Here is a 12057-nt window from a genome sequence, read left to right as displayed (position 1 = left end):
GTTTCCTCCGATTAGATTAAACCGTAGTTTTTCATTGCTGTTTTCAGTGTTTCCAGATTTTTGGGTTCCATGTCGCACAGAGGCAGTTTGCATGCGCCAACTTCATAACCCATCAGATTCAGAGCTGTTTTTACAGGAATAGGATTTACTTCGCAGAACAGTGCGGAGATCAGTTCAATGGCATCCAGCTGCAGTTTGATGGCACCCTGTACGTCGCCTTCCAGGAATTTTGCAACCATATCGTGGGTTTCCTTGGGAGCTACGTTGGACAGAACGGAGATCACGCCTTTGCCGCCCAGAGACAGTACAGGCAGGATCTGGTCGTCGTTGCCGCTGTAAATATCAAAGTCGGGGCCAACCAGTGCAGCGATTTCTGCTACCTGAGACAGATTGCCGCTTGCTTCTTTTACAGCTACGATGTTTTTCACTTTTGCCAGTTCTGCAACTGTTTTAGGAGCCAGGTTGCAGCCGGTTCTGCCGGGTACGTTGTACAGAATGATAGGGATGTTGATTGCATTCGCAATCGCTGTGTAATGCAGGATCAGACCTTTCTGTGTTGCTTTGTTGTAGTAAGGAGTTACCAGCAGAACACCGTCAGCGCCAACTTTTTCACAAGCCTGTGCCAGTTCAATGCAGTGTGCTGTGTCGTTGCTGCCTGCGCCGGCAATAACGGGCACGCGGCCTGCAGCGACTTCTTTTGCAAAACGTACACATTCAATCTGATCTTCGTCAGAGATCGTTGTTGCTTCACCTGTTGTACCGCAGATGATCAGAGCATCTGTATTGTTTGCGATCTGAAATTCGATCAGTTCTTTCATTTTTTCGAAATTAACGCTGCCATCAGCGTTCATGGGTGTTACAAGAGCTACGCCGGCACCAGTGAAAATAGACATATATATGACCTCCTAAAAATTGAACGTTTTTCCTATTTTTATGAGCAAATCCTGTTTATTTGTTCATTGCTTTTACGATTTCTTCTGCGATCTGCACTGCGTTTGTTGCTGCGCCTTTACGGATATTGTCTGCAACAACCCACAGGTTTACGCCGCTGTCAACACTTTCGTCGCGGCGGATACGGCCGATGAATACTTCATCTTTGCCTGCAGCTGTGACTGCCATGGGGTATTCGTTGTTTGCGCTGTCGTTCTGTACTACAACGCCGGGTGCGTTTTTCAGTACTTCGATCAGTTCATCCAGTTCGAAAGGATTTTCGAATTCTACGTTGATGGATTCGCTGTGGGAATCGAAAACGGGTACACGAACTGTTGTTGCTGTGATTCTCATTGCATCGTTGTGCAGGATCTTTCTTGTTTCGTTTACCATCTTCATTTCTTCCTTTGTATAACCGTTATCCAGGAAGGAATCGATGTGAGGCAGACAGTTGGATGCGATGGGGTGAGGGAATTTTTTAGGTGCTTCACCCTTCATACCGTTTTCCAGATCCTGCCAGCCTGCTACACCTGCGCCGGAAACTGCCTGATATGTGGAGTAAACCACACGTTTGATTTTGTATTTGTCATCCAGAGGTTTCAGGGCAACCATTGCCTGGATTGTGGAACAGTTGGGGTTGGCGATGATGTTTTTGTGCCAGTTGATATCTTCGGGATTTACTTCGGGAACAACCAGAGGAACATTGGGATCCATTCTCCACTGGGAGCTGTTGTCGATGACGATACAGCCGTGTGCAGCTGCGATGGGAGCGAATTTTTCGCTTGTGCCGCCGCCTGCGGAGAACAGTGCGATATCGATGGGTTTATCGAAAGAATGTTCATTCAGTTCTTCTACAACGTATTCTTTGCCATTGAATTCCAGTGTTTTGCCTGCGGAACGAGCAGATGCCATTACATAGAAGTTTTCAATGGGGAGCTGTCTTTCTTCCAGAACTTTCAGGAAAGTTCTGCCTACCATACCTGTTGCGCCTACTACGGCAAGATTGATTTTTTTCATTGGAATCATCCTTCTTTCTCTTTTTCTTTTGACTTTTATCTTTTGATTTTGTATTGTTTTGCTTTTTCAAAGCAGTTTGTTCTGGAAACAAAAAAGCCGGCATCCGCGCCGACTACCAAGGAAACTGAGGCAGAAAGTGCTGTCGCAGTTTGATTGTTTCTCGTAGCGCTCCATTGTTGCCAATGACAGTCATACAGCTATTAACTGCACAACCAGAACAGAAACGATAAGGCAGTTTCTTTCTTCGGCGTTTTCCCCTTTCTTCGGACTTCTTTTATCCCTTATGACATCCACCCGGATACTCTTGAAAAACGCACCTCTACTTTGAAAAAATATATATTTGCACCTAGTCTAACACCTGTAAGGAGTTCTGTCAAACGATTTTCGGGAAAAAAGTTGTATTTTTTCTGAAAATCATTCGTCTGTGTGCAAAATACATATTATTTTGTGTTTTGTGTATACTTTGAGAATAAAAAACAGAGGAGGGCTTTTTTTGAAGAAAAGAGAACTGACGGAAGCGGAGAAAAAAGACCTGCAGATGAAGATGGAAATCGCGGAAGAACTGGGGCTAATGGAAAAGGTGGAACAATTAGGATGGAAAGGGCTGACTTCCCGGGAAAGCGGACGCATTGGCGGCTTGATGAGCCGCAGAAAAGCGAAAGAACAGAAAAAGAATTTATATAAGGAAGAAAAAAATTAGATGGAAAGGGGAAGTATCTTTATTTATGCTTGCAAACAAAGGTATAAGCCGATATAATATAAAGTTGTGAAAGAATAGCCTTTGGAGGAGAAAACCATGAGCGCATACGAAGCTTTTGCATCGGTATATGATATTTTTATGGAACAGGTGGAATATGACCAGTGGCTGAGCCATATCCACGCAGTGTGGGAGAAATATGGTCTGAAACCTGAAACGATTATCGATCTTGGCTGTGGTACAGGTAGCATCGCGTTGCCTCTGGCAAAAAAAGGCTATGATGTGATCGGCGTGGATCTTTCTCCCGAAATGCTGACAGAGGCGGACCATAAGGCCATGGAAGAAGGGGTTTCCATCCGTTTTGCCTGTCAGGATATGACAGAACTGGAACTGGGGGAGGAAGCAGACTGCATCCTGAGCCTTTGCGACAGCATGAATTACCTGACAGAGGACGGACAGCTGGAGGATGCTTTCCGAAGCATTGCGCAGCATATGAAAAAGGAAAGTCTCTTCCTCTTTGACATGAATACGGAATATAAATTCAAGGAAGTTCTGGGGCAGAATGTGTTTGGTTCTGCGGAGGAACATGAGGCTTATATCTGGGAAAACGATTACGACGAAGAAGAAAAGATCAATGAATATTATGTAAGCTTTTTCATTGAAAATGAAGAGGGGCTCTATGAAAGAATGGAAGAGTTCCATTATGAAAGGGCTTATTCTGTGAAAGAAATCGAAGAGGGGCTGCAGGCAGCTGGGATGGAACTGGTGGAAATCATGGACGGTTACAGTTTCGATGCGCCTCACGAAGAAAGTGAGCGTCTGCTTTTTGCAGCCAGATTAAGATAAATTTTTGGAGGAATCAAGATGAATGACTATATCGTAAGAGCAACGGCGGGCAACGGCAGTATCCGTGCTTTCGCTGCGACAACAAGAGACCTGGTGCAGCATGCCAGAGAAGTGCACCATACTTCTCCTGTAGCGTCTGCAGCTCTGGGCAGAATGCTGACAGCGGCGGCTATGATGGGCAGCATGCTGAAAGGCGAAAAAGATATTCTGACACTGCAGGTAAGGGGCGAAGGCCCTCTGCAGGGGATCGTGGTAACCAGCGACAGCAAGGCGCAGGTAAAGGGTTATGTATTTAATCCTAACGTAGAGATCCCTGACCGTATCCCCGGCAAGCTGGATGTCAGCGGTGCCATTGGTGCGGGCTATCTGAGTGTCATCAAAGACATCGGTATGAGAGAACCTTACGCAGGCAAGATCGAACTGGTAACAGGGGAAATTGCGGAAGACCTGACATACTACTTCGCACAGTCCGAACAGACACCTTCTGCCATTGGCCTGGGTGTTCTGGTGGAAACAGACACATCCATCCGCAGAGCCGGTGGTTTCATCATTCAGCTGCTGCCCGATGCAACAGAAGAAATGATCATGAAACTGGAAAAGAAACTGGCAACGATCCCTTATGTATCCGATCTGCTGGATATGGGCCTGACACCGGAAGATATTCTGGAAATGATTCTGGGCGACTTGGATCTGAAGATCATGGATAAAGTTCCTGCAACATTTTACTGCAACTGCACAAGGGAAAGGGTAGAAAAGGCTCTGATCAGTATTGGTAAAGATGAGCTGGAAAAAATCATCAGAGAAGACAAGAAAGCAAACCTGCACTGCCATTTCTGCAGCAAGGAATACGATTTTAACGAAGAACAGCTGGTGGCGTTGCTGGAAGAAGCAAGATAAGAAACGGAAAGAGGCGATCCTGTGAAAAGGGATTTTGCGGTGGCTGTGAAAGCTGTCATTATAAAAGAGAATAGAGCACTGGTGCTTTGTCGTTCCAAACATGAGATGGAAGGCAGCTATATGAACAGCCATCAAAAGTGGGATCTGCCCGGCGGCGGTCTGCATTTTTTTGAAAAGTCCGAAGAAGGACTGATTAGAGAGATTGCGGAGGAAACACGGCTGACCGTGGAGATTGGGCCACCCCTGTCCTTATTTGATGTAATCAAGCACCATATCCATCTTTGTATTTTTACATATGCCTGCCGCTGGACGGGGGGCGAGGTATATTTGAGCCCGGAGCATGAATCCTATCAGTGGATCACTGCGGAGGAGATGGAAGATAGTGAATTGCCCCATTGGATGAAGCGGGATATTCGTGCAGCTTTTGCAGTACTGAAAAATGAAAATAAATGAAAATGATTGAAAAGGTGATGTTTTTGCAACATCATCTTTTTTTTATTTATTTTGTATAATGGGTGAAAATCAGGAGAGGATTTGAGGCATAAAAATACGATTTTTGCAGAAAGAATGAATCATTTTTCAGTGATGAAAGTATACTTCAGTGGAAAGACAAATTTCCTTTTGGGAAACATAAAGAAAAATGTATTCTTGATTTTGTCTATTTTGTATAATTTTAGTGAAAAAAAGAACAAACCAAATATTTGTGTCCAAATGGCTTGCGTGCGAAATAATGCGATAAAACCTTGGAATTATGGTAAAAACTGCTGTTTATGCAAAAAAGATATGACGGATTTTTAACAAAGAAGGTTGGGTGAGCAAATGACACATGAAAATAGGATAAAGGAAGGGATTATTGACAATACTGCATAAATCCCGTATTATCTATAGTGAGGTATGTTTTAGATTTCGTACATACCGGTGGAAAATTCATGATTTTCCAGAAAAAGACAGCCCGTGAAGAAACTTTGCGGGGCAAAGAACAGGGGAGCAGGAGCAAAGGATTATTTTTTGATAAAAAATATAAGCGTTAGAACTTTAACAAAACAGTTCTGCTGAGTAGATATTTTGTACCTGTGCAATTTGTTCAACAAAAAATGCAGCAAGAGAGGTGAGTAGAATGGCTTATGAGATCCTGAAAAGCATCGTTGAGGCGGAAGCCCGCGCTGTGGAAATCAAAAAGCAGGCTGTAGCTCAGGCCGAACAGATGAAGGTCGAAGCGCTGAAACAGCAGGAATCTCTGCTTGAAGAGGTGAAACTGCAGGGAAAAAAAGAACAGCAGGAAGCCGTTGAAGCAGCTGTAGAGGAAAGCCGTGAGGCGATCCGCAAGATTACAAAAGAAGCAGACGAAACCTGTTCCAGAATCAGAGAACAGGCTGCACTGAAAAAAGAGGAAGCCGTAAAAGCGGTGATCGGAAAGGTCGTGGGAGATTATGGCAGCTGTTGAGATGCGGAAACTTACTGTCATTGGTCTGAACAGCGGCAGAGCCCCCTTTATCTATGAACTGATGCATCTGGGTGTTGTGGAAATCAATTCTCAGGAAGGTATCGTCAGCGATGAAGATTGGATGCCCGATATTTTCCGAACCAGTAACAGTGCCGATGTTTCGCGTCTGGAAGGGGATATTATCCGTGTCAGCACGGCTCTGGAAGCCATCGCAAAGTATGACCCGGCAAAGAAACCTTTGCTCATCACCAGAAAGGAAATGGGCAGGGAAGCGTTTATCGCTTATATGAACAAGGTCAGAACCGATACAGAACGCAACATGGATAAGGCTATTGCCGCTTATAAAGTGATCAATGACGGCAAGGCGGAGATCAATTATCTGCGTTCTCAGATCATTGGGCTTCAGCCGTGGGTAAAACTGGATATCCCTCTGGAAATGAACGAAACCGAATATGTTTCTGTGATCCATGGGGTGACAGGGGCAAAAGTTCAGTCCGGACAGCTGATGACAGCTGTGACGGAACGTGTGCCTTCCGCCATTGTGCAGGAAGTAGGCGCAGACAAGCAGCAGAAATATTTTTCTGTGATCCTGCTGAAGGAAGAAAAAGATGCTTTGTATGAAGCGCTGCGACCGTTCGGTTTTTCTGCAATTTCCATGGCAGACCAGAAGGGCACACCTACAGAAGCGATTCATCATTATGAAACAAGAATCGAAGAGATCGAAACATCGATCGTGGAAAATGAAAAAGTGCTGGCGGAACTTTCCACCGCACGAAAAGATATTGAATTCCTGTATGACCTGCTGGTGACCCAGCGTGACCGCGCAAGGATCGTAGGGGAAATGCTGAGTACTGATACGGTATTCTATTTCGACGGCTGGATGCCTGCAAGGGCACAGGCTGAGGTCGAAGAACTGCTACAGAGATATGAATTCTATTACGATATTCAGGTTCCTGACGCAGAGGAAGAAGTGCCGGTGCTGCTGCATAACAGCAGTGTGGCGACACCTTTCGAGGCAGTTACCAATATGTACAGCCTGCCTTCCAGAAAGGATATCGACCCGACTACCATTCTGGCACCCTTCTATTTCATCTTCTTTGGTATGATGCTGTCTGACGCGGCCTATGGGATCATCCTGTCCGCGCTGTGCTTCTTTGTACTGAAGAAATATAAACCCGAAGGCACCATCTATAAGATGTTCAAGATGTTCTTCTACTGTGGGATCTCCACATTTATCTGGGGTGCATTGTTTGGCGGCTGGTTTGGTGATTTCTTCACCGTTGCCGGCAGAACATTGTTTAATAAGGAAATTACCATTGACCCTCTGTGGTTCAATCCAATGGAAAATCCTATGAAACTGCTGATCTTCTCCCTGATTCTGGGGGCGATCCATCTGTTCATTGGTATGGGAGTACAGGCTTATATGTATTTCCGTGATGGTCAGGCGGTCGATGCGATCTGCGATATCATCCTGTGGTATGTACTGCTGATCGGTCTGGTACTGTTTGCAGTGGGCGGCATGGCGGCACCTGTGCTGACAACAGTCGGCAAAGTGATGTCCATCGTCGGCGCGGTCGGTATCCTGCTGACAGGCGGCAGAAAGAAAAAAGGCATCGTTGGTAAGGTGACAGGCGGTCTGGGTGCTCTGTACGGCATCACAAGTTATCTGTCCGATATCCTTTCCTACTCCAGACTGCTGGCTCTGGGGCTGGCAACCGGCGTCGTTGCGCAGGTTATCAATACCCTTGGTTCTCTGGCAGGCGGCGGCGTTCTGGGGGCGATCCTGCTGACAGTGGCATTGGTATTTGGTACGATTTTCAATCTGGCCATCAATGCGTTGGGGGCATTCGTGCATTCCTGCAGACTGCAGTATGTAGAATTCTTCGGTAAGTTTTATACAGGCGGCGGCAGAGAGTTCCGTCCCTTTGAAAGAAAGACAAAATATGTCAAGATCGTGAAAGATCAAGATAAATAAGGAGGAGAATAAATTATGGTAGAAAGTTTATTCAGTGGTGAATTTTTAGCATTATTGGGTGCAGCGACAGCAGCTCTGGCTGGTATCGGTTCTGCTCTGGGTGTTGGTGTTGCAGGTGAAGCTGCAGCAGGTGTTGTTTCTGAAGACCCTAATAAATTCGGTCAGGTACTGCTGATGCAGGCACTGCCCGGTACACAGGGGATCTATGGTCTGCTGATCGCTTTCATCGTTCTGGTTAAAGTTGGTATGCTGGGCGGCGATGGTATGATGGAACTGACAGTAGCACAGGGTGCATCTATTTTTGCAGCATCCCTGCCTATCGGTCTGGTTGGCATCTTCTCCGGTTATGCACAGGGGAAAGCAGCTGCTTCCGGTATTATGCTGATCGGTAAAAAACCCAGTGAAATGGCAAAAGGTATGCTGTTTGCAGCGATGGTAGAAACATATGCCGTACTGGCGCTGCTGATTTCCTTCCTGATGCTGAACAGCATTCAGCTGTAATTTGAAACTAAGAAAAAGGAGGAGAAACTCCTATGAATGACGGCAAGATCATTATCGATAAAATCATTTCCGATGCGGAGAAAATTGCTGGTGTGACCATTTCTCAGGCGCAGAAGGAAGTGGATGCGCTGCTGAAAACAGCAAAGGACAGAGCGCAGAAGCAGCTGGATCAGCTGGACAGAGAGGCTCAGTCTGAAGCAGAGGCTGTAAAGGCAAAAGAAATTTCCGCGGCGGATATGCAGGCGAAAAAGAAAATTCTGGAAACCAAACAGGAAATTCTGTCTGAGATCATTGCAGAAGCAGAAAAAAGACTGGTTTCCATGGAAGATGCGGAATATGCCAAAGTCATCGGCGGCATGCTTTCCGGGCTGGATAAATCTTTGGGCACAGAAGTCATCGTATCCAAAAAGGATACAGCAAGACTGGCTGATGTGGTAAAAGAAAAAGGCTTCGTGCTTTCCGAAAAAACAGCAGATATCAAGGGCGGTTTTATCGTGAGAAACGGAGATATCGAATATAACTATTCTTTTGAATCTATCATTACTGTAGAAAAAGAAGCGATCCGTCAGGCAGCAGCAGAAATCTTATTCTAAGGAGGGGTAGAGCATGGCTAAAAACAAGATTTACCCTTTCGCCGTGGCCAGTGTCCGCTCTATGGAAAACAGACTGTTGACCAAGCAGAAACTGATGCAGATGGCAGATGCCAAGGATGCTGCGGAAGCGATCCGCATCCTCTGTGAAACAGACTACGGTAAAACTCAGATCGATGACATTCATGATTTTGAAAAAATGATCCAGAACCATCTGGAAGAGGAATATCAGGCGGTTGGTAAGCTGATCCCTTCTGAAACCTTTATGGATATTTTCCGATTCAAGAATGACTATCATAATATCAAGGTTCTGATCAAGGAAGAAATTTCCAAGGTCAATGGGAAGAAATACCTTATCAAAGGCGGTTCTATCCCGCTGGAAGATCTGCAGAAGAATTTCCGTGACAGAAACTATATGGAACTGCCCAATATCAAGGCAGATGCTGTGCAAGAAGCTACCGAAATGTATGCGAAGACAAAAAATGCCCGCTACATCGATGCTATTCTGGACAGAGCCTGCTTCCAGGTCATGTCTGATGCTGCACAGAAACTGGGGAATGATTACGTTTCCCGTTATGTGCGCAAACTGGTGGATGTGACAAACCTGAAAACACTGTTGCGCTGCTGGAAACTGGAACGAAGTCAGGAGGAACTGGAAGAAAGCATCGTTCCCGGTGGGGAACTGCCTCAGGAACTGATCGTCAGAGCTTTCAAAAATGATATCATTCAGGTGATGAAGGAAACATCCTACGGCACATTATGTGACACATATATGCCTCAGGGATTCACTGTTTTTGAAAAGGCCTGCGATGACTATCTGATGGGCTATGTGAAAGATGCGAAATATAAGACACTGACCCCTGAACCTGTTGCCGCTTATATTCTGGCAAAGGAAACAGAGGCGAAATGTGTACGAATCATTATGACCTGTAAACTGCAGGATATCGATGCGGAAACCATTAGGGAAAGGGTGAGAGAAGCGTATGTCTAAAGTTGGTATCATTGGCGATAAAGACACCGTTATGGGCTTCCTTGCTCTGGGGATCGATATTTTCCCTGCTTACAGCGCAGATGAGATCAAAAAGACCATCAACAGACTGGCGGAACGTGAATATGCTATTATTTATATCACAGAAGAAGCCAGCCTGCAGGCAAAGGAAACCATTGCAAAATACAAGGATATGGAACTGCCCGCCATTATCGTGATCCCCGGTATTTCCGGCAGCATGGGTCTGGGCATGAATGAAGTGCGCGAATCGGCAAAACGTGCCATCGGCGCAGATATCCTGTTTAATGAATAATGAATGATTGTAGGTGAATGAAGATATGACAACAGGCACCATCGTAAAAGTATCTGGTCCACTGGTCATTGCGGAAGGCATGAGAGACGCCAACATGTTTGACGTGGTTCGTGTGTCTGAAAAGCATCTGATCGGTGAAATCATTGAAATGCACGGAGACAGAGCCTCCATTCAGGTTTATGAAGAAACTGCCGGCCTTGGCCCCGGCGAGGAAGTTGTTTCCGTTGGTATGCCTATGAGCGTAGAGCTGGGCCCCGGCCTGATCTCTACGATCTATGACGGTATTCAGCGCCCTCTGGAAAAACTGTACGAAGCAAGCGGTACAAATATTCACAGAGGCGTAGAAGTATACTCTCTGGACAGAGAGAAGAAATGGAAATTTGAACCCACAAAACAGCCCGGCGAAGCAGTAGAAGCCGGCGATGTGATCGGCATTGTGCAGGAAACTGCAGTTGTGACCTGTAAGATCATGGTTCCCTATGGTCTGAAAGGTGTGATCAAGGAAATCTTCATCGGTGATTTTACTGTGGAAGAAACCGTTGCAGTCATCACAGATGAAAAGGGCAATGATGTGAACGTTTCCATGATGCAGAAATGGCCCGTTCGCCGTCAGAGACCTTACAAAACAAAAGAATCTCCCAATATGCCCCTGGTTACAGGTCAGCGCGTAATCGATACATTCTTCCCTATTACAAAGGGCGGCGTTGCAGCGGTTCCCGGTCCTTTCGGTTCCGGTAAAACAGTTACACAGCATCAGATCGCAAAATGGGCAGATGCAGATATCGTCGTTTATATCGGCTGCGGCGAACGCGGTAACGAAATGACAGACGTACTGAACGAATTCCCTGAACTGATCGACCCTCGTACCGGTCAGTCCCTGATGCAGAGAACCGTTCTGATCGCAAATACATCTGATATGCCCGTAGCAGCCCGTGAAGCATCTATTTACACAGGGATCACTATCGCAGAATTTTTCCGTGATATGGGCTACAGCGTAGCGCTGATGGCTGACTCCACATCCCGTTGGGCAGAAGCCCTCCGTGAAATGTCCGGTCGTCTGGAAGAAATGCCCGGTGAAGAAGGTTACCCTGCATATCTGGGTTCCCGTCTGGCGCAGTTCTATGAAAGAGCCGGCCGTGTGGTTTGTCTGGGTAAAGAAGGCAGAATCGGTACACTGTCTGCCATCGGTGCGGTATCTCCTCCCGGCGGTGATATTTCCGAACCTGTATCTCAGGCAACACTGCGTATTGTAAAAGTATTCTGGGGTCTGGATTCCTCTCTGGCATATAAACGTCATTTCCCTGCCATCAACTGGCTGACAAGTTATTCCCTGTATCAGGAAAAAGTTGACAGATGGGCTGACGAAAACGTAGAAGCAGACTTTTCCGTACAGCGTACAGAAGCAATGAGACTGCTTCAGACAGAAGCAGAACTGCAGGAAATCGTACAGCTGGTCGGCGTGGATGCCCTGTCCCACAGCGACAGACTGATTCTGGAAATCGCCCGTTCCATCCGTGAAGACTTCCTGCATCAGAACTCCTTCCACGAAGTTGACACATACACATCCCTGCACAAACAGTACCGTATGATGAAACTGATCCTGACACTGTATAAAGAAGCAGGCGATGCGATCAAGCAGGGCGTAACGATTCAGAAGATCTCCAAACTGGATGTCATCGAACGTATCGGCCGTGCAAAATATGTAGAAGAAGAAAACGTAGACAAGAGCTACAATGAAATCGAAGCAGAAATCAGAAAAGAAGTAGCAGAACTGATCAGAAAGGGGGCAGATGAAGTATGATTAAGGAATATCGTTCCATTCAGGAAGTAGCTGGCCCTCTGATGGTTGTTTCCGGTGT

Annotated in this window: 13 protein-coding genes and 1 riboswitch; of the genes, 11 read left to right on the top strand and 2 right to left on the bottom strand. The window is 46.1% G+C overall.

Annotated elements, in window-relative coordinates:
- Nucleotides 1-11: 11 nt before the first annotated feature.
- Together dapA and ACJMLT_RS02120 are read right to left on the bottom strand one after the other, a co-directional pair.
- Entirely contained in the window at nt 12-893 is an 882-nt protein-coding gene (gene dapA / locus ACJMLT_RS02125) for a 4-hydroxy-tetrahydrodipicolinate synthase (protein WP_405725888.1), read from the bottom strand.
- 55 nt (nt 894-948) lie between these two features.
- Complete coding sequence (locus tag ACJMLT_RS02120) at nt 949-1947, bottom strand: aspartate-semialdehyde dehydrogenase (RefSeq protein WP_405725885.1); 999 nt, start codon at nt 1945-1947, stop codon at nt 949-951.
- Nucleotides 1948-2102: 155 nt separating this feature from the next.
- Nucleotides 2103-2277: riboswitch (Lysine riboswitch) on the bottom strand.
- A 163-nt stretch (nt 2278-2440) separates the two neighbouring features.
- Here ACJMLT_RS02120 and ACJMLT_RS02115 point away from each other — a divergent pair.
- The 11 genes from ACJMLT_RS02115 to ACJMLT_RS02065 all read left to right on the top strand — a co-directional run bounded on the left by ACJMLT_RS02115 (nt 2441) and on the right by ACJMLT_RS02065 (nt 11999).
- Nucleotides 2441-2647, top strand: a complete 207-nt coding sequence (locus ACJMLT_RS02115) for a small, acid-soluble spore protein, alpha/beta type (RefSeq protein WP_405725882.1) — start codon at nt 2441-2443, stop codon at nt 2645-2647.
- A 96-nt stretch (nt 2648-2743) separates the two neighbouring features.
- Nucleotides 2744-3490 (top strand): class I SAM-dependent DNA methyltransferase, encoded by a 747-nt coding sequence (locus tag ACJMLT_RS02110; RefSeq protein WP_405725879.1) that lies wholly within the window; start codon nt 2744-2746, stop codon nt 3488-3490.
- 18 nt (nt 3491-3508) lie between these two features.
- A complete protein-coding gene (gene hslO / locus ACJMLT_RS02105; protein WP_405725876.1) occupies nt 3509-4387 on the top strand; it encodes an Hsp33 family molecular chaperone HslO in 879 nt (292 codons plus the stop codon).
- Nucleotides 4388-4408: 21 nt separating this feature from the next.
- The gene (locus ACJMLT_RS02100) at nt 4409-4840 is read left to right on the top strand and encodes an NUDIX hydrolase (protein WP_405725873.1); all 432 of its coding nucleotides are present in this window, start codon (nt 4409-4411) and stop codon (nt 4838-4840) included.
- 664 nt (nt 4841-5504) lie between these two features.
- Nucleotides 5505-5831, top strand: a complete 327-nt coding sequence (locus tag ACJMLT_RS02095; RefSeq protein WP_405725871.1) for a hypothetical protein — start codon at nt 5505-5507, stop codon at nt 5829-5831.
- A gap of 1 nt (nt 5832) precedes the next feature.
- On the top strand, nt 5833-7806 hold the full coding sequence (locus ACJMLT_RS02090; RefSeq protein WP_405725869.1) for a V-type ATP synthase subunit I: 1974 nt from the start codon (nt 5833-5835) through the stop codon (nt 7804-7806).
- A gap of 15 nt (nt 7807-7821) precedes the next feature.
- On the top strand, nt 7822-8307 hold the full coding sequence (locus ACJMLT_RS02085) for a V-type ATP synthase subunit K (RefSeq protein WP_405725866.1): 486 nt from the start codon (nt 7822-7824) through the stop codon (nt 8305-8307).
- Between the two features lie 32 nt (nt 8308-8339).
- The gene (locus tag ACJMLT_RS02080) at nt 8340-8900 is read left to right on the top strand and encodes a V-type ATP synthase subunit E (RefSeq protein WP_405725863.1); all 561 of its coding nucleotides are present in this window, start codon (nt 8340-8342) and stop codon (nt 8898-8900) included.
- A gap of 13 nt (nt 8901-8913) precedes the next feature.
- A complete protein-coding gene (locus tag ACJMLT_RS02075; protein WP_405725860.1) occupies nt 8914-9888 on the top strand; it encodes a V-type ATP synthase subunit C in 975 nt (324 codons plus the stop codon).
- Entirely contained in the window at nt 9881-10198 is a 318-nt protein-coding gene (locus ACJMLT_RS02070) for a V-type ATP synthase subunit F (RefSeq protein ID WP_405725857.1), read from the top strand. Before ACJMLT_RS02075 ends, ACJMLT_RS02070 begins: the two co-directional genes overlap by 8 nt.
- Nucleotides 10199-10223: 25 nt before the next feature.
- The gene (locus ACJMLT_RS02065) at nt 10224-11999 is read left to right on the top strand and encodes a V-type ATP synthase subunit A (RefSeq protein WP_405725854.1); all 1776 of its coding nucleotides are present in this window, start codon (nt 10224-10226) and stop codon (nt 11997-11999) included.
- Nucleotides 12000-12057: the final 58 nt, after the last annotated feature.

Origin of the sequence: Anaerotignum sp. (assembly GCF_045122575.1) — a bacterium.
GTDB lineage: Bacteria > Bacillota > Clostridia > Lachnospirales > Anaerotignaceae > Anaerotignum_A.
The sequence above is the reverse complement of the archived record's forward strand: the minus strand, read 5'-3'. Positions and strand labels throughout refer to the sequence as shown.

Excerpts from the sequence above, each read along its gene's own strand:
- dapA (WP_405725888.1), bottom strand. The coding sequence starts at position 893 with ATGTCTATTTTCACTGGTGCCGGCGTAGCTCTTGTAACACCCATGAAC.
- ACJMLT_RS02095 (WP_405725871.1), top strand. The coding sequence starts at position 5,505 with ATGGCTTATGAGATCCTGAAAAGCATCGTTGAGGCGGAAGCCCGCGCT.
- hslO (WP_405725876.1), top strand. The coding sequence starts at position 3,509 with ATGAATGACTATATCGTAAGAGCAACGGCGGGCAACGGCAGTATCCGT.
- ACJMLT_RS02075 (WP_405725860.1), top strand. The coding sequence starts at position 8,914 with ATGGCTAAAAACAAGATTTACCCTTTCGCCGTGGCCAGTGTCCGCTCT.
- ACJMLT_RS02120 (WP_405725885.1), bottom strand. The coding sequence starts at position 1,947 with ATGAAAAAAATCAATCTTGCCGTAGTAGGCGCAACAGGTATGGTAGGC.
- ACJMLT_RS02110 (WP_405725879.1), top strand. The coding sequence starts at position 2,744 with ATGAGCGCATACGAAGCTTTTGCATCGGTATATGATATTTTTATGGAA.
- ACJMLT_RS02070 (WP_405725857.1), top strand. The coding sequence starts at position 9,881 with ATGTCTAAAGTTGGTATCATTGGCGATAAAGACACCGTTATGGGCTTC.
- ACJMLT_RS02080 (WP_405725863.1), top strand. The coding sequence starts at position 8,340 with ATGAATGACGGCAAGATCATTATCGATAAAATCATTTCCGATGCGGAG.
- ACJMLT_RS02065 (WP_405725854.1), top strand. The coding sequence starts at position 10,224 with ATGACAACAGGCACCATCGTAAAAGTATCTGGTCCACTGGTCATTGCG.
- ACJMLT_RS02090 (WP_405725869.1), top strand. The coding sequence starts at position 5,833 with ATGCGGAAACTTACTGTCATTGGTCTGAACAGCGGCAGAGCCCCCTTT.
- ACJMLT_RS02085 (WP_405725866.1), top strand. The coding sequence starts at position 7,822 with ATGGTAGAAAGTTTATTCAGTGGTGAATTTTTAGCATTATTGGGTGCA.